The sequence below is a fragment of the Bacteroides sp. OM08-11 genome (assembly GCF_003438665.1).
GTDB classification, from domain to species: Bacteria; Bacteroidota; Bacteroidia; order Bacteroidales; family Bacteroidaceae; genus Bacteroides; species Bacteroides cutis.
The window spans coordinates 251,734-273,901 of sequence record NZ_QSTJ01000005.1 but is presented as its reverse complement, the minus strand read 5'-3'; the positions used below and the strand labels follow the sequence as shown (position 1 = coordinate 273,901).

At 38.7% G+C, this 22,168-nt stretch carries 17 protein-coding genes and 1 pseudogene; 13 read left to right on the top strand and 5 right to left on the bottom strand.

Annotated features, from left to right (window positions below; translation table 11 throughout):
• Nucleotides 1-59: 59 nt before the first annotated feature.
• From DXC10_RS11305 to DXC10_RS11300, 3 genes are read right to left on the bottom strand one after another with little or no spacing between them, the layout of a single operon-like run.
• The gene (locus DXC10_RS11305; protein WP_101542753.1) at nt 60-476 is read right to left on the bottom strand and encodes an N-acetylmuramoyl-L-alanine amidase; all 417 of its coding nucleotides are present in this window, start codon (nt 474-476) and stop codon (nt 60-62) included.
• Nucleotides 473-580, bottom strand: coding sequence for a smalltalk protein (locus DXC10_RS16340; RefSeq protein ID WP_158557848.1), 108 nt, complete (start codon nt 578-580; stop codon nt 473-475). Before DXC10_RS16340 ends, DXC10_RS11305 begins: the two co-directional genes overlap by 4 nt.
• A gap of 31 nt (nt 581-611) precedes the next feature.
• Nucleotides 612-1,085, bottom strand: a complete 474-nt coding sequence (locus DXC10_RS11300; protein ID WP_101542754.1) for a DNA-binding protein — start codon at nt 1,083-1,085, stop codon at nt 612-614.
• Between the two features lie 222 nt (nt 1,086-1,307).
• On the opposite strand from DXC10_RS11300, the gene DXC10_RS11295 reads away from it, so the two are divergent.
• A complete protein-coding gene (locus DXC10_RS11295) occupies nt 1,308-1,526 on the top strand; it encodes a DUF4248 domain-containing protein (RefSeq protein WP_101542755.1) in 219 nt (72 codons plus the stop codon).
• A gap of 125 nt (nt 1,527-1,651) precedes the next feature.
• On the opposite strand, the gene DXC10_RS11290 is transcribed toward DXC10_RS11295, so the two are convergent.
• Nucleotides 1,652-3,769 carry a BT4734/BF3469 family protein gene (locus DXC10_RS11290; protein ID WP_117737901.1) on the bottom strand — a complete coding sequence of 706 codons (2,118 nt, stop codon included), beginning with the start codon at nt 3,767-3,769 and terminating at the stop codon, nt 1,652-1,654.
• A 714-nt stretch (nt 3,770-4,483) separates the two neighbouring features.
• On the opposite strand from DXC10_RS11290, the gene DXC10_RS11285 reads away from it, so the two are divergent.
• The 12 genes and pseudogenes from DXC10_RS11285 (at nt 4,484) to proS (ending at nt 17,606) form a co-directional block, all read left to right on the top strand.
• The gene (locus tag DXC10_RS11285; protein ID WP_117737909.1) at nt 4,484-6,301 is read left to right on the top strand and encodes an aminotransferase class I/II-fold pyridoxal phosphate-dependent enzyme; all 1,818 of its coding nucleotides are present in this window, start codon (nt 4,484-4,486) and stop codon (nt 6,299-6,301) included.
• Nucleotides 6,298-7,134, top strand: coding sequence for a phosphorylcholine transferase LicD (locus DXC10_RS11280; protein ID WP_117737900.1), 837 nt, complete (start codon nt 6,298-6,300; stop codon nt 7,132-7,134). The genes DXC10_RS11285 and DXC10_RS11280 overlap by 4 nt, the downstream gene beginning before the upstream one ends.
• Nucleotides 7,127-8,662 (top strand): lipopolysaccharide biosynthesis protein, encoded by a 1,536-nt coding sequence (locus DXC10_RS11275; RefSeq protein ID WP_117737899.1) that lies wholly within the window; start codon nt 7,127-7,129, stop codon nt 8,660-8,662. The genes DXC10_RS11280 and DXC10_RS11275 overlap by 8 nt, the downstream gene beginning before the upstream one ends.
• Nucleotides 8,663-8,666: 4 nt before the next feature.
• Complete coding sequence (locus DXC10_RS11270) at nt 8,667-9,674, top strand: glycosyltransferase family 2 protein (RefSeq protein ID WP_117737898.1); 1,008 nt, start codon at nt 8,667-8,669, stop codon at nt 9,672-9,674.
• A gap of 104 nt (nt 9,675-9,778) precedes the next feature.
• Nucleotides 9,779-10,753, top strand: a complete 975-nt coding sequence (locus tag DXC10_RS11265) for a glycosyltransferase family 1 protein (protein ID WP_117737897.1) — start codon at nt 9,779-9,781, stop codon at nt 10,751-10,753.
• 3 nt (nt 10,754-10,756) lie between these two features.
• Nucleotides 10,757-12,100 carry a hypothetical protein gene (locus DXC10_RS11260; RefSeq protein WP_117737896.1) on the top strand — a complete coding sequence of 448 codons (1,344 nt, stop codon included), beginning with the start codon at nt 10,757-10,759 and terminating at the stop codon, nt 12,098-12,100.
• Nucleotides 12,101-12,130: 30 nt separating this feature from the next.
• Nucleotides 12,131-13,195 carry a glycosyltransferase family 4 protein gene (locus DXC10_RS11255; RefSeq protein ID WP_117737895.1) on the top strand — a complete coding sequence of 355 codons (1,065 nt, stop codon included), beginning with the start codon at nt 12,131-12,133 and terminating at the stop codon, nt 13,193-13,195.
• A gap of 18 nt (nt 13,196-13,213) precedes the next feature.
• Entirely contained in the window at nt 13,214-13,924 is a 711-nt protein-coding gene (locus tag DXC10_RS11250) for a WecB/TagA/CpsF family glycosyltransferase (protein ID WP_117737894.1), read from the top strand.
• A 396-nt stretch (nt 13,925-14,320) separates the two neighbouring features.
• Nucleotides 14,321-14,488: pseudogene (locus DXC10_RS16745) on the top strand (acyltransferase); the annotation flags it as partial.
• Nucleotides 14,485-15,636 (top strand): non-hydrolyzing UDP-N-acetylglucosamine 2-epimerase, encoded by a 1,152-nt coding sequence (wecB, locus tag DXC10_RS11240; protein WP_117737892.1) that lies wholly within the window; start codon nt 14,485-14,487, stop codon nt 15,634-15,636. The pseudogene DXC10_RS16745 and the gene wecB, both read left to right, overlap by 4 nt.
• Before the next feature lies 1 nt (nt 15,637).
• A complete protein-coding gene (locus DXC10_RS11235; protein WP_117737891.1) occupies nt 15,638-15,874 on the top strand; it encodes a hypothetical protein in 237 nt (78 codons plus the stop codon).
• Between the two features lie 238 nt (nt 15,875-16,112).
• Nucleotides 16,113-17,606, top strand: a complete 1,494-nt coding sequence (gene proS, locus DXC10_RS11230) for a proline--tRNA ligase (protein ID WP_101542781.1) — start codon at nt 16,113-16,115, stop codon at nt 17,604-17,606.
• Nucleotides 17,607-17,683: 77 nt separating this feature from the next.
• Here proS and DXC10_RS11225 read toward each other — a convergent pair whose 3' ends face one another.
• Nucleotides 17,684-22,126 (bottom strand): translocation/assembly module TamB domain-containing protein, encoded by a 4,443-nt coding sequence (locus DXC10_RS11225; protein WP_187120680.1) that lies wholly within the window; start codon nt 22,124-22,126, stop codon nt 17,684-17,686.
• Nucleotides 22,127-22,168 lie beyond the last annotated feature (42 nt).

The window sequence follows — 22,168 nt, the reverse complement described above, 5'->3', positions numbered from 1 at the left end:
GGGTAGGACTGAACTTGTGGTGGGATTATATAAGGGACAAACACAAGAAAAAGTAATATTCAATGAATATCCGCATATTCTGCCACCGCATTGAAACAAGGGCAGGGTTTCTGCGGATTTAAATCATGGTGTCCCACGACCAAAACTGTGGGAAACAGGAGTTTCAGTTCGCGGATAAGCGCCAGCAGACTGCCTCGTTGCAGTAAGGTACGGGTATCTTTGGGATATCCGCAAGCATCAAGACCTCCTTCATAACAGATACCTACACTATGCGAGTTATGATTGCGGCAATGCGCCCCCGGTTTTTCCAACGGACGTCCTCTGTGGATGTCACCATCCCGGGTAATATAGAAATGATAACCTATATCTTGAAATCTACGGTGGTTGATATGGTCGCAACGGCATTGTTCAAAATCAAAGCTCTGCCCCTCACGGGTAGCAGAGCAATGAATAATGATAAGGGTAATGGTTCTCATCGGCTTATGCAAGAACTGATTCCGAACACTCCGGCCAGGGTAGTAGCCACGGCCACGATAACTTTGAGCACAATGCTCCATACTGATTTTTTTTCTGTTGACATAAATTGATTTTTTTAGATGAAAAAATATATTTTATCCCAGCGGATTTTCATTCTGGTCTTCACCGTTGCCCGATGAGCTGCCGCCACTGTTTCCGTCAGCCTCTATGGCATATTGGGAAGCCTCTTTCAGTGCAGCCTCCAGGTTGATTTGGGCGTTACTCAGTTCTCCGGTGGCACGGGCGCGCAGTTTCACGCCTTTTACATTATCCGTTACAGTGAATTCCTTGGCGGACGTAGCGCCTTTCTTGCTCACGATGCCTACGGAGAATATAGCGAGATCATCCAATTTCACGTTCTTGCCGTCCAATATCAACTCCTTGATACAGGAGATCATATCGGCAAGCACACCCTTGATAACGCCGGGCGAAAAAGGAGTGTTATGCTTCGACATGTGTTTCGACAACATTTCCGTGTCGAATGTCTCGTTAATCACCGGACGGGCATACCAAAGGCCGTTGCATTGGTTTTTCTCGCCTACAATCTGAACTTTTTTGTAAGTAATCATACATCTAAAGTTTTAAGTTAATAATTAGTTTTACTTTGGCCAGAGAGTTTATTCCTCTCTTGACCGAAACAAAGATACGATGCGTAAAAAAGAGAAAATAGGTAAAAGTGGATAAGGCTTGATTTCGGTAGGTTATAGTTGATTAAAGCCGATACTCTGTATGGATGTTTCGCTGATTTTCAGTAACTTTACATCCGATAAAGAAACAAGATAAGTGAAGTTATGGAGAATTTTGTCATTCGTGCTTATGGGCGTACGGAACTTGCCCAATGTTACTTTCCTGCACTTAATTCGCAGGTAGCTTACCGGAAATTACAGAGTTGGATTGATTATTGCCCCCATCTGCGCGATCGGCTCAATGCTTTGTGCTGCAATCCGCAGAGCCGCATGTTCCTGCCTGTCCAGGTAAGGATGATAGTAGAAGCGTTGGGAGAACCCTGAAATACCGACGGACGAAAGAGGATGATCAACGAGTGTCACCATGCTGTTTAGACAACTCGTTATCATCTTTAGACGGCTCATCATCATCTTTCGGTTGCCAATCTTCTTCTTTCCGCGGCCAGCCGTTATGTTCCGGCTACCGGCGGTTTTGCCGTAAACCGTGCCGTGGCACACTGGTTGCGATAGATTTCATCACCTTTCAACTCTACGACCCGATATCCCCGCTGATTGGCGGTTCTCACCAGCTCGAACCCCGCCTGCTTCATGGCGATTCCGATTTTGGTAGGACTAAGCAACTGCTTGATGCCTCCGCTGATTTGATTCAGGATATAAGCCGTGGTAACAAAGATACATTCTTCGCCCGGCATGGGGCGGCGGAAACGTGTAAGAACAAGTTCACGCTCCAGGTTAGGGACTTCAAAGTTCACATTGTGGGCATTGACAGCGTTTACCTCCCCGGTATCGAACCAATAGTGAAAACCCTCTTTCCAAAGGGTATAAGCCTGCGCGTAGACCCCGTCATAATTTACGGGGTACGTATAGGGGTCGTCGATACTCTCCACCTCGAAAGGCAACCAGCGACGATTACCGGTGGGATCTGAGAGAAAATGGATATTATTACTGGTACCGCAGAAACTCGCAATATGGGGACGGTGCTCTTTATAGTGCCCATAAGCCTCCCGTTCGTTCACGTTTTTCATGGTTACCATGGCTTTGAGTTGGTTCAACTCTGCCGGACGCATCTCGTCTATCTCCTCCAGGCAGATGAGGGCGAACTCGGTGAGGGTAAACATATCATCTTTGGTGATACGGTTATTATTCGATTTCACATAAAAATATTGTTGCAACTCTTTAGGCAGCAGGTTATTGAACCAAGTGGTTTTATAACTTCCCTGCGGCCCGATGAGAACCAGAATTTCATGATTTACCACTTGCGTGTCAAACAAGGATGCGGTGATACCTACAAACCATTTCTTGAAGTATTCCGCAAACACGGACGGGTCACCCTTGACGTGCACGGTAGATGCCAGCTGCCCGATATAGTCGATGTCGCGGTTCCAAGGCTTCAACTTACTGAAATGTTCGACGAAAGGATTGAAAAGCTTCACATACTCGGAACTCAGCACGTTGCGGATATCACCGATGCGTGCCGCCTTCGCATCCTTGCTCATCCGGCACCACAGGGAGTTGACGAAACGGTCGTCTATTTCCACATACCTGCCGTCGTCTTTGCCGGCATCGGATTTCATAGCTTCACATTTTCCGGTGATAGTATTATGTCTGAATTTCGCTTGGGTATCAAGAAACGTCTCTATTTCCTCTACGGTGGCAAACTTATCGTTTCCGGTAGTGTCCTTACCCTTCCGGCAAGACAGTTTCCGGGTGCCGTGTTCATCTGTATTGAGATAACACGAACGGAAAATGGAAACAATATCCCCGTCGTAATCAGTAAACCGGCCGATGGCCCATTCCGTCGCTTCATCTTGAGATACCCCAAACGCGTTGAGCAGATAGCCCATTCGCATGATATATTCGTTACGGGAATGTTCGGTATAAACAATGTTTTCCCGGTTCAGTTCTTCGGCGGCTTTTTCTACAGCTCTTTGCAACCGCTTATGCGGGGTTCTTTTTGGGGAAGTCCCACACGATACGGTTGTCCGGGATTGTATCCGGAAAGGAAGCGCCTCAGGATTGAAAAACACATCAGGATCATGGGCAAGTCCGCACAAACGGGTAACATTCTTGCATTTCAGGTCGCATTCGTAATCCAGCAGGCGGGAATAGTAGAGATTGGTTTCTTCAAAAACACGGGCATAAAGTTTCAAGTTTCCTTTGGAATGGTCGCCGATACAATCCGTAAGGAAAATCACCCGGACACCGTTACCGCTAATGGTACGGTAGGAGAGAAGAGTATGAGGATCCTCACGAATACTTTGCAACATCGTTTCCATCCGGTCGGTGGGCACATGATCCAAGTCGGCCATGGAAAGTCCGGTCCATCCGGAGATATTCTCCCGTCGTTTTCCACCCTCGAAACGTACGGCTATGGCGAAACAGGGGCACGCAGCCTTTTCACGGTTAGCAGCATCAGTGAGTCCTTGTTTTGCATAATGACGATGTTTTTCGGTATGTTCACTTATCAACGCATCGTTCTTGATGAGGTCGACCACTTGACGAATAGTAGTCTTTGCGGGATGCATGTCTGAATAGCCTTTAAAAAGGCTGATTAAAATTTCTTTCATTGAATGTTTTTATTGTTGTAAAAAAAATGATGCCGCGAAGTTGAGGAATAGATGGCGTACCGCCAAAAAGAGATAACTGACATGTGAGTTACGCATGGATGATTTATTAACATTATTCACGTATGTTAACGTTTTACATGCCTATTTTTTAGTATCAACTTAAATTTATTCAAAAAAAACGATGAGTAAAAAGAAGAGAATCATCCTCTACTTTGAGCTGGGTGATTTCCTGGAATCGCTACGGTGTAGCATTCCGGTAGATGGTAAATACCTTCCCATTCAGGAAGTATGCCATCGCACGTCTATGAGCGTCTCCACTTATGAATGCATAAAAAGGGGACTTGGTCTGATTTGAATCAGTGCTATGCTGTTTTCCACCTCTATGCGGGTGTGTACGCGCTACACTCCGAAGAGTACAACAGCTTGGTTCACAGGTTTGTGCAGTGTATGGAAAAAGATTGGGAAACGCATTGACGCTGTAGCCGATGACACCTTTGGCACGCGTTTTTCCAACTTTCTATAGTATATATGTATTTAATGAATCAATACTTAATAGTACGTTTTACGTATACGTATAAAAAGTTATAAAAGAGGGTGACAAAGGTGTCACTACTATCCTTATATTGTAAATAATATTTTAAATAAAAAAACAACTGACAGAGGACTGTATATTTTTTATAAATATTGTAGTCATCCATGATATATTATAACATTATGCAAGCAATTATATTAGCAGCCGGCATGGGAAAACGTTTAGGCGAATTGACCAAAGGTAATACCAAGTGCATGGTAAAAGTGAACGGGATCCCTCTTATAGATCGAACCCTTACGCAATTGTCAATATTACCATTATCCAAAGTGATAATTGTGATAGGCTATCAAGGGGAAAAGCTAAAAAAACACATCGGACATGAATACAAAGGTTTGAAAATAGAATATATAAATAATCCTATATTTGACAAAACCAACAATATATATTCCCTTTCCTTAGCAAAAGAAGAATTACAAAAAGATGATACATTACTTATAGAGTCTGATCTAATATTTGATGATACCCTTTTTTCAATGATTGTAAATAATTCACATCCTAATTTGGCTTTAGTGGCAAAATATGAAACCTGGATGGATGGTACCATGGTCCGTATAGATGATGATAACAATATTGTAAATTTCGTACCTAAAAAAGCTTTTAAATATAGTGATGTGGATTTCTATTATAAAACAGTAAATATCTATAAGTTCAGTAGAGAATTCTCTCAGACTCACTATATTCCTTTCTTGGAAGCCTATACTAAAGCATTGGGCAATAATGAATACTATGAACAGGTTCTTCGTGTAATTACTTTACTGGATAATTGTGAATTAAAAGCATTGCCATTGACCGGACAGAAATGGTACGAGATAGATGATGTACAAGATTTGGATATTGCGGAGACAATATTTGCTTCGGAAGAAAACCAGCTTTCATTATACCAGAAACGATATGGAGGGTATTGGCGTTTTCCTAATTTATTAGATTTTTGTTATTTGGTGAATCCCTATTTCCCTCCTCAAAAATTAAAAGATGAGTTGAAAGCTAATTTTGATATTCTATTGAATGAATATCCATCAGGTATGCGTATCAATTCATTACTTATTTCAAAATACTTCCATATCAATAGAGATTATGCAGTAGTCGGTAATGGAGCTGCCGAATTGATTAAATCTTTGATGGGATATTTAAATGGAAAAACAGGAGTGGTTTATCCCACATTTGAAGAATATCCAAATCGATATGAAAAGGACAATTTGATAATTTATATTCCTGGTAATGTTGATTTTTCATATACGGCAGATGACCTGATGGCTTATTATGCCAATAAGAATATACAATCATTATTACTTATCAATCCTGATAATCCTTCAGGAAACTTCATTTCTCGTGAAGATATATTCCGATTGGCTGAGTGGAGCGGACAACATTCCGTCCGTTTAATTGTGGATGAGTCTTTTGTGGACTTTGCAGAAGACGGGCTAAACAATTCATTACTGTCAAATGATATCCTTGAGAAATACCCTCATTTGGTTGTAATGAAAAGTATCTCAAAATCTTACGGTGTTCCCGGTTTACGTTTGGGTATATTGGCAAGCAGTGACAAGAGACTGATTGAGAAGATTAAAAAAGATGTTTCCATTTGGAATATAAATTCTTTTGCAGAGTTCTATATGCAGATATTCGGTAAATATGAAAACGATTATAAAAAGGCATGTAGAAAGTTTATCCAGGAACGAGAACGTTTTTATGATGCTTTATTACAAATAGAATATTTGCGTATAATTCCTTCTCAAGCAAATTATTTTTTGTGTGAGGTACTTCCTCCCTATACATCTTCAGAGTTGAGTAAAGTCCTTCTAAAGAAAAATATATTGATAAAGGATTGTAGTACGAAAGATGCGTTTGCAGGAAGGAATTATATTCGTCTTGCAGTAAGAGATAAAATGGATAATGACAGGTTAATAAATGGGCTGAAAGAAATAAATGTGTGTTTATGATAGAACGGAGAAGTTTACGAGAACAATATAATCCTGATGGCTCCATTTTGAGATTACAGCAACTCAGAATGTTAGATATATTGAAAATAATTGCGGATATTTGTGATAAGTATGAAATACCATATTGGTTATCTTCCGGTACACTTTTAGGCGCAGTCAGACATAAAGGATTTATACCATGGGATGATGACTTGGACATTGAAATATTGGAGAAAGACCGTAAGAAGTTAATGCGTATTTTACGCAGAGAACTACCGCCTTTTTTGAAGATACAGACCAATCGGACAGACTGGAACTATCCGGGCGCATATATGAAAATTCGAGATACTTATAGTACCATTTACGAAAATAACTTCATAGATAACCAATATAAGTATAGAGGTATTTATATTGATATTTTCACAGTGGCTCCAATTAGTGGGTTTTCTCACATAATTTCAGCATCGTTACATCGCTATCTTCTTTATGGTTGGAGGGCTTTAACTAAAAAAGGACATTCTTTTTTTTATAAGGGGTTTATAATGCGTTTACTGATGTTGTTTGTGAAATGTATATATAAGCTATTATGGTTGGTGGATTGTTTCATTCCTAATAAGAGATATTATTATGAATATGGCGTTACAAATCCGGAAAATCATTCCCCTGCTATTTTTTTCCCTTTGAAAGAGGTGGAATTTGAAGGAGTCTATTTCAAAGCTCCACATGATACACATCAGTATCTTGTGGATTTATATGGAAATGATTATATGTCTTTACCATCTGAAGATAGTAGAAGGGTACATACTCAAAGAGTAGTCATAGATAAATTCGATTACTATAATCATCATGGCTGATATATCATCAAATAATAAACGTATTGTTAAAAACACGGCATTCCTCTATGTGCGCATGATATTTATAATGGCTGTGTCGCTTTATACTTCCCGAATAATACTTGAAGCATTAGGGGTAGAAGATTATGGCATATATAATATAGTTGGAGGAATTGTTTCAATGTTCGGTTTTATCAATGCCTCATTGAGCGGTGCTTCTTCACGTTTTATAATTTACTCTTTGGGGGAAGGAGATAAAATAAAGAGCCAAGAAATATTTAATAGCATAATGACAACTCATTATATTATAGCAGCTGTTGTGGTGATATTAGCTGAAACGGCTGGTTTATGGTTTGTAATGAATAAATTAGTCATTCCGGACGAACGTTTAACTGCTGCTTTTTGGGTATATCAAAGTACTGTTCTTTCCTCAATCATCATGTTGGTTAGTTCTCCTTTCAATGCCCTTATCATAGCTCACGAAAAGATGAATGCCTTTGCTCTTATATCTGTAATCGAAGCTGTTTTAAAGTTATTCAGTGTGTTCGTACTGTTTGTATTGCCAATTGACAGATTGGTTATATATGCGATATTGACTGTAACCGTCCAGGTTTTTATTCGCATACTTTATACCATTTATTGCAAGAAGCATTTTAGCGAAAGTCATTACCACTTAAGATTTAAAGTAGACGGTATGAAGTCGATTTTAATGTATTCAGCTTGGACAATGAATGGTAATTTGGCGATTGTCGGCTCTACACAAGGTATAAATATTCTTTTTAATCTGTTTTTCGGACCGATAGTTAATGCGGCTTATGGCATAGCTTTGCAGGTGCAGAGCGCTTGTAATCAATTTTGCTCTAATTTTTTAATGGCGGTAAGACCGCAAATCATCAAGTCTTATGCACAGGATGATTTAAGCCATATGCATCAACTGATATTATTTTCAACTCGATATTCATTCTATTTGACGCTTCTTATCGCAGTGCCTATAATTTCACAAGCTGATTATATTTTAAAAATTTGGTTGGTAGATGTACCTCCGTATACAGTGGAATTTGTGCAGTTTATGCTTGTAGTTGCATTGAATACATCATTGAATGGTTCCGTATTAATAGGTATTCACGCAACGGGTGATTTGAAAAAATTCCAAATGATAGAGGGCACTATTTTATTGTCTGTAGTACCGGTATCATATGTTCTATTAAAATATTTCAATGTCGGTGCCATCGCTGTCTTTTTCACTTATCTGATTATAGAAGTTATCACTCAACTGATACGTATATGGATTGTTTTTCCTAAAATAAGATTGGCTATACGATATTATTATACCCAAATCATGTGGCCGATTTTTAAAGTTAGTGCAGTGGTATGGATAATTCCTTATTTTTTGAAAAGAAATTTATCCGAAGGAACTTTCAGCTCGTTCATTGTCATAGTATCAGCCGCCGCTTTTTCTGTTCTTTTGAGTGTAGTACTTTTAGGTATTTCAAAAAATGAGCTGTCGTTTGTTGTGGAAAAATTAAAATATGTATTAAGAAAAAAGTAATGAAATGAATACTCCGGTTATATCTATCATAATTCCTGTCTATAAGGTGGAAAAGTATATTTGCCGCTGTGTGGATAGTCTCCTTGTACAGACATTCGAGGATTTTGAAATCATACTTATTGATGATGGCAGCCCGGATGGTAGTGCCCGGATTTGTGATGAATATGCTTCAAAAGATTTGCGTGTGAAAGTAATTCATCAACCCAATGGAGGTGTCAGCTCAGCACGAAATGCAGGATTGGACTTAGCAAAAGGAAAGTGGGTTTGCTTTGTTGATCCGGATGATAGCGTAGAAAAGGATTATTTAGCTTCTTTCTTTAGCTTAGGTAATCCGGATTCTTCTTGTCTTGTGATGCAAGGTTTGAACTATGTGAACAGTACGGGTGAGAAATTGATTAGGCGAGTGGAATTTCCACTGATAAAGATGGATATGATTAGCTTGTCACAATATGACAATTTTCATAATTTCGCTTTCTTGCATGAAGGAGGCCCATGTAATAAACTTTATTGTAAGGAAATAATACAAAATGAAGGGATCAGATTCGATACGGGAATGTCATATCATGAGGATCATATTTTTTATTTCACATATTTGTTGCAGATAAACAACATTTGGTCAATATCAGGAGCACGATATAATTATTACAGTAATCCAGGGAGTTTAGTACATAGAATACATCCTTATGATAAGTTACAGAATGCCTATTTTCAATTGCGCAGTTTGCTGGAAAAAGTATTGCTACATTTCTCTATACACGATAATTCTTATCTTGCATCTATTCGAACATTCATCTGTTATATTCATTTCAAGGCTGTATGTACCACTTATTTGATGCATATTTCAAAGAATGACAGGATATCCGTCTTAAAAGGAAGTAATCTTGATGAATATTTTAAAAGAAATTTTCAACCGAAGTCTCTTAAGGATAAACTAATAAAATGCATATTTTGCCTGCCTTTAAGTTTACAGGACACACTGTTGTATTTATTAAGCAGTAACAAGCGCAAATGATTATGCATTTAATGAAAAAGGTATACTAATTAGTTATAAATCAAACGAATTTTGAAACTACTAATTACAATACCTGATTTCTTAAAAGTAACATCTATATAAAAATGGGTAAAGTTTTGTTTCTACGTAAAAAGATGCAGGGAGAAAACAGCATAGAAGAGATTGCCTTTAATCTTGTTGCCGCAATTCCGGATTTAAAATTGCTGGAACTTCCAGAATATGGAACTTCTTTGAAAGGAATTTTAAAAAACATCTTGTTTGTCAGAAGAAATTCATCTGACATTAATCACTTTTTTTCTTCTTCAGATACATATCTGATACCATTTTGTACAGGTAAGAAAATTGTGACCTGGCATGATGTAGGTACTGATTTTTATACGAGGTCAAAGACGAAAAGATGGATTAAAAAGTATCTGTTGAGATATCTGCCTATGCTTTTCTGCGATGTTATAACTTGTATATCAAGTAGCACATATAATGAAGTATTATCTGAATTTCCAAAAGTCAAAAAAAAGCTGACGATAATTCCTAATCCATATAATCCTGTTTTTAAAAGAACGGAACAAAGCATCACTGAAATACCGCTGATATTACATATCGGCACAGGAAGCCACAAGAATTTGGAACGGGTAATTGAAGCATTGAGTGACATTAAGTGCCAACTGTTCATAGTCGGAAGATTGTCATCTGTACAGTTGACTTTATTACGTAAATACAAAATTGACTATTACAACGAGTTTGACGTTCCTTTCAGTAGAATTGTTGAATTATATAAACAATGTACTATTGTAAGTTTCCCTTCTCTTTATGAGGGATTCGGTATGCCTGTCATAGAAGCTAATGCTGTAGGAAGGCCTATTCTGACAAGTAAAGTTGGAGCTATTCCCGAAGTTGCACAAGAGGCTGCTTATTATGTAGATCCTCATAGTGTCGTGGAGATTAAAGCGGCTTTCAATTTTTTGTTAAGTCATAAAGAAGTATGTGATGACTTAATACAAAAAGGTCTCTGTAATGCGGAAAAATATTCAATAGAAAAAATAGCTTGGCAATATCAAAAAATATATACTCAATTGTTATAGTTTATGAATTTTATTTTTGAACAATATGGTGAAGCGTGCCATTTGCGACAAGATAGAGATACTTATTTAATTAAGTATTTACAAGTTTTCTATGTAATTACTTTTATCATTGTATTTCTTGTAACTTTCTTTTCGAACGGTACTTATGATTGGGGAGTAATATTCTGGCAGCTTTTTTCTATCGTATTTTGGAGTATCTCGCTCAAAATAGGGCTGATGCTGAAGAAAAATCAAATGTTACTGTGGGTTTTCCTTTTTCAGCTTATATTATCGTTTTCCCTTCATTTTTTCTTTCTTTATTATACAAATGATTTATTGGGGTACAATGCAGTTGACAGCGTTTTATATTCGGATTTAGCCAATAAAACTAAAAATCTTGATTTTGAAGGGGCATTAGTGGAAATAGGAAATACATTTTCTGATTTATCCGATTATGGTTGGCCTGTATTCTTAAAATATATTTATTGGATAGGCGGAGATACGCTGACTTCCATGCGGATTTTGATTTTAGTAAATTGCATAATCCAGTGGTTTACTACTTTGTTGGTATACAATTTGTCGGTAAATATAGTGAACGATACTTATAAAGCACATTTAATTTCATTGTTATGGGGATTAAATCTTTGTTCGACATATTTAAATGTTTCAGGCCTGAAAGAAACACTTTTTACACTTTTGTGCACATTGTCATTGTTTTATATATATAAATGTAAGCGTAAGCCATATAATCACATTTTGTTTTGGGTATCAATTGCTTCGACTTATTTTTTCAGACCATATATGACATTCTTTTTTGTCATAATATACTTAGGATATTGTATTTTCCCATACATATATAACCGTCTATTTGCGTGGATGTGTGTGGCTGCAATAGTCCTATGCCTTTTCTTTACGAGTTTGTTGGTTTATCAGTTCCCCGAAATATATTATGCCATATTAAATACCTCAGAGAATGCACCGTCAGGATTGGGAATGTATATTTATTGGCTGCTTGCATTTTTAGGTCCTTTACCCAAATTTTTTAATATGGAAACGCCCCAAGTATTGATTATGATAACATATACAATCCTAAAGTTTTCGTTGTCTATATTTGGGCTGTTGAGTTGTATTTGTTTTATCAAAAATAAGCAGACGAAATATTATCCTTTGATTAGTATCTATTTGTTTACGGTACTTTTATTAATTGTTTCCGGACATTATGTGAATTACAGATATAGCTATATCATTATGCCAGCATTCTTTATATTAATGGTGGAAGGTATACAGTTTCGTAAAAAATGGATTGTGGAAGTATACTGTATTTGTACTTCAATGATAATGTTGATTTTTAACCTGAAGCTTTATTAGAGGGGTTAAGGACTTTGAAATTAATTAACTATGATTCAAGAAAAAATCTCAAATAAAATTTTAACTATTGGTCCTGATTATCGTTATCCGAGCGGAGGAATTGCCAAATTATTAAATACTTATTCTCAGTTTTTTAATCCGTTCAATTTTATTTCAACAGTACGTATCCCGTTGAATGGAAAGGAGTCTGTGCTACGTAAAATCGGAATATTGATAACGGGGCTTTTTCGTATGATTAGATTTTGTTGTTTATCAGGGATACATATAGTTCATGTACATACAGCCTCCGGTTTTACATTTTATCGTGAAAGTCTTTTTGTAATGCTGGCATATCTGTTTCATAAAAAGATAGTTTTACATATACACTCCGGGAGTTTGGCGGAGTTCTATCGAGCCAATCCACGTATGCTTTCTTTTATTTTTCATCGGGTAGATCGTGTTATAACGATAGCTAAAGTGTGGGAATCGTTCCTGAGGGAAGAAGGTTTTACTAATGTAACTACAATTGGGAACCCAATAGACCTTCCGATAAGCTATACTCCTCGTAAGAAGTCTAACCTGAATTTGTTGTTTTTTGGGAAACTGTGCGATAATAAAGGTATTTATGACATTTTAGAAATGCTATATGAGTATAAAGCATCACTTCCAGATAATCTACAATTAATTGTGGGAGGGAATGGGGAAGTGGATAAATTCCTGTTAATGGTAAACGATTTAGGTCTTGGAAGCAAGGTCGACTTCTGTGGATGGATTGTTGGAGAAGAAAAAGAACGCTTGTTGTTAGATACTGATATCTATTTGCAACCTTCTTATACTGAGGCATTGGGTATTGCCATTTTGGAAGCCATGTCTTATAGAATTCCTGTAATAGCATCACATGTAGGAGGTATTCCTGAAATAGTACATAATGGTAGAAACGGGATATTGATTGCCCCAGGAAACAAGAAACAACTTTATCAGGCAATAATGCAACTGGCAGACAATCCCGAAGAACGAATGAGGCTTGGTAATAACGGATACGAAGTAAGCAAATCGTATTATCCAGATTATATAGAAAAACAAATAGAGAAACTTTATATTTCTCTTCTTTCATAAATATTATAGTTTATAATAATGGAAATCCAATTTTGTAATTTGAAATTCAAAGGCTTAGTACGTCAACAGATATTTGAAATGTCTAAAAAACAGATGATACAAATAATAACTGTTGGTGCGGAATTCATTATAGAAGCCCAAAAGAATGAGCGCTTACATCGAATAATTGATGATAATATTGCGACTTTTGACGGGCAACTACCATATCTGATAGCTTGCAGGCAAAACAAAAAAAAATCATTTGAGAAGATTTCCGGAGCTGATTTTATTTATGATGTATGTGCCTATGCCAAAGAGCATAATAAACGTATATTTTTATTAGGTGGCTATCCAGATTCAAATGCAGGTTCTGTTAAGAAAATGCAGGATATGGGAATTGAGGCTGCTGGTTTTGTCACGGGATTTATACCATATCCTTTTCCGAAAGAACGAAACAAGCAAATATTGATGTATATATCGAATTTCAAGCCTCATTATTTATTCGTTGGTTTAGGGATGCCGAAACAAGAATATTGGATTGACGAAAATCGCAAAGATTTGGAACGATTGGGGATTGAAATTGCAGTGGGATGTGGCGGTACAATGGAAGTCTTCTCTAACAAAATTCAACGGGCACCTAAATGGATACAAAAAATGTGTCTTGAAGGATTTTACAGATTCTTAAAAGAACCGAGCATAGCCCGTTTGAAACGTTTCGCCAACACTTTTAGATTTCTGAAATATATATAAAAACATCTTTAATGTTTGCTTGTCTGAATAAATTTATTAGGGGGGGGGTATTTGCTCTTCTATTACCTGATCGCCTATCATCTTCCGTCATCAAGTTTACCTGTTGTTGGGAAATTTTCCAAGTGGATCAGGGAAATTTCATGTAAATTTCTTTTGCGTAAAATGGGGCATTGTTGCAACATTCAGCGACATGTCTATTTGGGAACAGGCAGTGATATATCCATGGGAAACTATTCTGCATTAGGTGAAAACCTAAAAATACACAACACATACTTGTGCATAGGAGATTACGTAATGATGGGACCGGATGTAATGATCATGGGTGGTGGACATGTATTTGAAAAAACAGACATTCCGATGGCAAAACAAGGGAATATTGGTAAATCTGAATTAATAATATGTGATGATGTTTGGATTGGTACAAGAGTTACAATTTTGGGGAATGTCAAGACAATAGGTAAAGGGGCTATTATAGCAGCTGGAGCTGTTGTCACAAAGTCTGTACCCGATTATGCGATTGTAGGTGGAAATCCAGCTAAAGTAATTAAATATAGAAGAATATGAAAAAAATAATGCTCGTTTTCGGTACTCGTCCGGAAGCTATCAAAATGGCTCCTTTGGTAAAAGAGTTCCAAAAATATCCGGAAGAGTTCAAGACCATTGTATGCGTCACGGGACAGCATCGCGAGATGCTCGACCAAGTATTACAGATATTCGACATCACACCGGACTATGACTTGAACATCATGAAACAGGGACAGGATCTCTATGACGTCACTGCCCGTGTATTGACAGGCATGCGCGACGTATTAAAAAAGGTACAGCCCGATGTCGTGCTAGTGCATGGTGATACTACAACTTCCACAGCATCCGCCTTGGCTGCTTTCTATCAACAAATCCCCGTGGGACATGTGGAGGCAGGTTTACGTACACACAATATATATAGTCCGTGGCCCGAAGAAATGAACCGTCTCATAACGGGACGCATTGCCACGTATCATTTTTCACCTACACCACTCAGCCGCCAAAATCTTCAAAACGAGGGAGTAGTGGAGAAGTTTCTTTTCGTAACCGGTAATACGGTTATTGATACTCTTTATATGGTGGTAGATAAAATCAAAAATGATAAATCGCTAGATATAAAATTAGAACAAATACTAAAAAAATCAGGATATGATATAAATCGTTCGATTAAAGGAAAAAAAATAGTTCTTATTACTGGACATAGACGAGAAAACTTTGGTAATGGTTTTATCTCTATATGCCATGCTATTAAAAGATTGGCTAAGAAATATCCTGAAGTAGATTTTGTATATCCGATGCATTTGAATCCGAATGTACGTCGTCCTATTCATGAAGTATTCGGAGAAAATTTGTCAGGACTTGATAATATGTTTTTCATTGAACCATTAGAATATTTATCTTTTGTGTATTTAATGGAAAAGGCTACAATTGTTTTAACAGATAGTGGTGGTATACAGGAGGAAGCACCTGGTCTTGGTAAACCCGTTCTTGTAATGCGTGATACCACAGAACGTCCGGAGGCACTTGAAGCCGGCACAGTAAAATTAGTTGGAACAAACTATGAGAAAATAGTAAGTGAGGTTTCTGCTTTGTTGGATAATCAAGATTATTATGACAAGATGAGCAAAGCTGTAAATCCTTATGGGGATGGACTGGCATGTAAACGTATCGTGGAAATATTAAAATAGTATGGAAATCAATTATAAACTTTTAGATACTCAAAAGATTATCAGCTATATCCAGTCTTTTCCTAATAGGATAAATGTAGAGGATATCATTCAAAATTCCGGTGCCGACAAGCTACGGGTATATCCTGCACTTTTCGAATTGGAACAGGAGGGGATCATTGATGTATTAGAACGAGAAGAATTGGGGGCACCAGCAGTGGTATGTAAGAGAAGAGACTCCTCTACAAATTTAGAGTGACATTTTTATAATAAACGACAGGTAACAGCGGTTATTTTGCTTTAGGCGGCAGCCGGGATTGCTCAGTTTGAGTAATTCCGGCTGCTTTATTATTTATAAATTAAAGTGTAAGTACAAATTATTTATATGTATCCACACAAAAATAGTGATTATATAATAAACACTTTTAGCACAGAAATTTGTACTTTTGCACTTCGTTTAATGAACCCGAATAGAAAACTTTAAAATACGAAATAGAATGGCAGTAGAATTGAAAGACCTTACCAAACGTAGTGAGAACTATTCTCAGTGGTATAACGAATTGGTGGTGAAGGCCGATTTGGCAGAGCAGTCGGCTGTGCGTGGTTGTATGGTTATCAAGCCTTACGGATACGCTATATGGGAGAAAATGCAACGTCAGTTGGACGATATGTTCAAGGAAACAGGACATGTGAATGCTTATTTCCCGTTACTTATTCCAAAATCATTTCTGAGCCGTGAGGCGGAACATGTAGAAGGTTTTGCCAAAGAGTGTGCTGTAGTGACGCATTATCGTTTGAAAAATGATCCGAATGGGGGGGGAGTTGTGGTGGATCCTGCCGCAAAACTGGAAGAGGAACTGATTATACGGCCGACCTCGGAGACTATTATTTGGAATACTTATAAGAACTGGATCAATTCTTACCGTGACCTGCCTATCTTGTGCAACCAGTGGGCTAACGTGTTCCGTTGGGAAATGCGTACCCGTTTGTTCTTACGTACGGCTGAGTTTTTGTGGCAGGAAGGACATACCGCCCATGCTACCCGTGAGGAAGCTGAAGAGGAAGCTGTAAGAATGTTGAATGTATACAGCGATTTCGCTGAGAAGTATATGGCGGTGCCCGTTATCAGAGGTGTAAAATCCGCCAACGAACGTTTTGCCGGTGCACTCAACACTTATACCATTGAAGCTATGATGCAGGATGGTAAGGCTCTGCAGAGTGGTACTTCCCACTTCTTGGGACAGAACTTTGCCAAGGCATTCGATGTGCAGTTTGTAAACAAGGAGAATAAGATGGAATATGTATGGGCTACTTCGTGGGGAGTATCTACCCGCTTGATGGGAGCGCTTATCATGACGCATTCTGATGACAATGGTCTGGTATTGCCGCCGCATCTGGCTCCGATACAGGTGGTTATCGTACCTATCTATAAGAATGCGGAAATGCTGGCTAAGATTGACGAAAAGGTAGCGGGTATTGTTGCCAAGTTGAAATCGCTGGGTATCTCCGTGAAGTATGACAATGCCGATAATAAGCGTCCGGGATTCAAGTTTGCCGATTATGAAGTGAAGGGGGTACCTGTACGCCTTGTAATGGGTGGCCGTGACTTGGAAAACAATACGATGGAAGTGATGCGTCGCGATACGTTGGAGAAGGAAACACGTTCTTGCGAAGGTATCGAGGAATACGTAAAAGATTTGCTTGAAGAGATCCAGGCAAATATCTACAAGAAGGCGCTTACTTATCGTAATAACCGTATTACATCAGTGGACAGTTATGACGAGTTCAAGGAAAAGATCGAAGAAGGTGGTTTTATTCTGGCTCACTGGGATGGAACAACGGAAACTGAAGAAAAGATCAAGGAGGAAACAAAAGCTACCATTCGCTGTATTCCTTTTGACTCCTTCGTGCCGGGTGACAAAGAACCGGGTAAATGTATGGTTACAGGTAAACCGTCGGCTTGCCGTGTGATATTTGCACGCTCTTATTAATAAAGACAGACATATATATTTTATAATATCAGGGGGATATGGTTGAAAAAGACTGTATCTCCCTTTTTTACTTAAATCTATTCCTGGGGGATGCTATCAGTGGAGGCCGCTTCCTTTTTTTCCTGAATTTTCTTCAATCTCTTCAGTTTCCATTTGTTCCAGAAGAGCAACTCGTTCCATTTATTGAAGTCTTTCTTGAAAACAATACCGATGCCTTGGGTGGTAAGATTAGTCTTGGTATAATAACGGTCATTCGTTTCGTTATAAGCTTTCAGGCGGATATCTCCAGAACGGTTTACCAACCATTCGGCCTGAAAGTCTCCCACGAAATTAGTATTGGCAATCGGGTTGTCTCGATAACCGAAGTTGCCGTTGATGAGCAGACGATTGTTCAGTAACTGCCCAGAGAGCATGGTTTCAAATTCTACATCTGTCCAGCCTTTTTCTCCCGTACTGAAGTTGGTGCCTATGTTCCAATTGTTGCTGTCGATGATATGCGAAAGGGCATTATTCAATTGTCCTGAAAGGGTGGAAGACAGCACGCTCGACATCATATTGGAGTTGCCTGTGACATCTACATTCTCGGGAGTGTAGAATTTGCCGATACCCAGCAAATAGAGTATCTGCATATTCATCTGTTCTTCTGTAGGAATATAGTTACGTATCAATGCTTGCACTTCATCGCGTTCATTGGGCAACTCGATACTCAGTTTTACGGCCGGAGAAGTGAGTTGTCCCGTCAAATCCATGATGCAATTCACCTTGATATTGGTTTGGTCGACATAATTGCCGGCATTGGGTACCAAATCGTTCAGCGAAGCGGAACTGACAAGATAACTTGCCCGTATATCAAGCGTGGCATCAAGAGGAGGACCATTGAAATTGATATAACTTCCATCTTTGATGGTAAAGTCCTTACGAATGACTTCCTGAAGGCTGAACTTATAAATTCCTTGACTGATGCGGTAATTACCGAACATCTTGACATCTCCCTTATTATAAAATTCAGTACGGATATTTCCGGAGCCTTTTCCGCTGATATAATCGCCTGCGATGGGATCCATAATGATTTTCATCGTAGCATCGGGGGTAGCATCGATAAGGAGGTTCAGACGAATATCCGTATCACTTTCTTTCTCTACCATCTCTTTTTGGGCTTGTTCAAAATCGGAAATGAGAAGGATAGAATCTTGTATGGCACGGCGCGGAGTTTTATCTACAAACCGGATGAACTGGTTGCTGACGGCAGACGCAACACCTTCTTTCATGTATACGAAGTTGGTATTACGATTGGTAGTCATTGCCACATCGATATTGACACCGTCGGCTGCATTTCCGGCAATTGTTGCATTGCCTGTACCGTATACGGTACCGTAGAAAGGATAGTCAAGAGATTCTTTGGTATTCATTACCAACATATTGTTAACATCGAACTGGAAACGGTATTCCAGATTTTTGAAATGCTGGTAATGCAGATAACCGTTCATCTTACCTTGATATCCACGTGTGTCGAAAATGCGATTGTTGCGGAATGTCAGTCCGTCCGGCTGAATAAGGATACTATCTTTCAAAGAAAATGTAGTGTTGAGTACATCTACTTTTAACGATGCATCACCCAATACACGCCCTTCCATGGTGAGTGCCTTAAACTTACCATAGAAATGTACATGCCCGGTGGCACGCCCGCTGAATTCGGGAGTGATACTACGCATATAATGATGTATGAACTTCAGGTTCGTATTGTCCGCTTCTATTTGTAAATCAAGCGCACTGGTGGGTTTTATGGGGTAGACATATCCGTACACATGACTCTTGGCGATGTCTTTCTCGCGGATATGGGCATCCAGATAAATACCTTTCACGTCGTGATGCCATTCTCCATGAATATTGGCATCGCCAAGCAGACCATCATTCAACCCGAGATTACGAATGAACAGGTCCGTACTCATCACCGGCTTTTTCAAGACACCACTGGCATAAGCCGGACCGGTGGCTTCGCCCTTAAAGTTTACACCAAGGTTGGCTATGTCAAATACATAACCGATATTAATATCCTGTAAGTTTAGACGTACTGTATCCTGAGGCTGATCGGATACAATCCCATTGATGCGAAGATGGCGCTCCTTATGGCTGAAATAGAAGTTATTGATATGTATTTTTCCCGAATCTACTACTATTTGTGAAGGATGTATCTGCCAGAGTGTATCATTAAGAATAATATGGGTAGGCTGGACATCGACTATCGTTTTTAAAGAGGATTTCTCTTTTTGTTTTTTATGAGAGGAACGTTTGTTACCGTCGGCTATATTCTCCTTAACACGGATGAACTGTGTAACGGTTGCTAATTTTCCGCTATAGGTTACAGAACTGCTGTTACCCCAGTTCAACACAGTCTGGATATGGTCGTCCTTGGCTTGTGCTTCTAATGCCACGTTTACAGCTCCATTCACTTTGCGATTAGTGAAACGAACCCGTGCCTGGAACTGTTCGCCGGGATTCTCGCATAGAAGCATGCCCGATTCAATAAATTTCTCTCCATAACTCAGGTGAGGGAAATAGCCTTCAACCCGTAATCGCTGAGCTTTGTCATTGAAGTAACCTTTTAAAATAGAGTGGGTATACACTTTCACAGGTATTTGGAAGACTGTAGACAGTAGTTCCGTATCGAAAATATGCAGGTCGAAATGGAAGTTGTTTTCTGTTTCCTGAGGCTTTTTGCCCGGCAATATCAAAGCTGGAACATAACGGCGCATGATATTGAGTACGCTACCGGGAAGTGTTTGATAGGAATAATCTCCTTCAATACTACCTTTCAGAAATCCGGAATTGACTGTCAGCAACTTATGTTGTTTGTCTTTCTGAATGGCCGCTATTTGAAGATTATCCATGAAATAGTTCTTATCCGGTGAAATGAACTGTAAACTGTCTATATTGATTTCACCATTCATGTCGTCAATAGAACCTCCGGTGAAATCGGCGGTTACTTGAACTGATATTTCCGTATCCTCATATTTAGGTGATAAATGGAGGTTATGCGGACGGAAATGCTCCAGGTTGGCACGGAAATTAAAAGTAGGTACCTGAGTGGCAGTATTGATAGTGCCATTCATTTCCAACGAAACGTTTTCATCATCCAATGCTATTTTCCCATTAAATCCACCTTGTTTGTATTCTCCATCCAAAGTAATGTTCTCGTAAGTATAATCACTATAATCTATGGATGCGACCAATCCTTTCATAAGGATGGACGGGTATTTCTTTTCATAATGATTGCCCTTGACATCCATATTAAAGGTAACTTTTCCTAATTTATCATTACCCAACAGTTCGCCTAACGAAAATTCGGTAGTTTTTATAGCACCAGAGTAGGAAAAATAACCTTTCTCCTTGTCGGAACTTAGCTTTATGTCGGTTTTTAAAGAACCGATATCGGTACGCACTTCACCGTAGGTGACAAGATCGGTGAAATATCCGGATATCTCACCACGAAAAGCAACAGTACCCAAATGCTGTAAGACCGGGGGAACTCCTTTATAATCGTTACTCAAATTACGTACAAAAAACGCAATGCCTTCCTGATCGGCATAAAGGTTAGATAAATTGCCATAAATAAAGGCATCTTGCGGATGAGAAAGATCCTGCAAGGATACATCTCCCTTCAGCAGGAAGTGTTTTCCGGCAGATATCAACAACTGCGGACAATTCAGTCGGTTAATGGTTCCGTTTGTCTCCACTTCCAGTTTTATTTTCTCTTTAAACGGCTTAAAAGCAGGAACAAAGGCTGATAAATCTCGCAAAACGACCTCGGAAGGAAGTATATGAAACGAAAAACGAACATCCCTGGCAAAATTACCGAAAGCTCCCAGACTGTCGTATTCCATGCGGATAGTGTCTGCCTCCAAAGAGGTGTTAGGAAGATCGATTGCAAAATTTTCAATCCGCATTTTCCGGTCATTGGCAACTACTTTGAGACTTAGTTTTTTCAATTCAAAACCGGAATGTTCCTCTTCGATACTCATGCGCTTGATAGCGGCATTGATGGAATCGCTTTGCAGGGCTTTCAAAGAAATATTAGCGAGAATATTGGATAAACGGATATGTTTAGGATTGAACTTTCCCGGGGTTTCCTGTTCGGACCGTATATCATATGACACCCTCCCACGACGTATCAACAAAGAATTAACACGCAAATCCAGATTACTCTTTTTCTTAACGGAATCTTTGGAAGCAAAAGCATCGAGTACAAACTGAAAATTGGATTTAGCGTCTGGAGTTTCTTTCTCCAGATTGGCATTAAAACTGAACAACTGCACATTACTGATAGATATTTTTCCGTTGAACAGGGGAATAATGTCGAATTTGGCAGACAAGCGGGATACCTTCAACAACTCTTTGCCGGATTGGTCGTCTAATAATAAATCATCAATGATGATGCGGTTCAACAAGCCTATATTTATTCTTCCGATACTGAGTTTACTACCTAATATAGAACTCAATTCTTTGGCGACAAGTGCAGACATTTGCTGTTGGACATATGGAATGTTCAACAATAAAATAGTCCC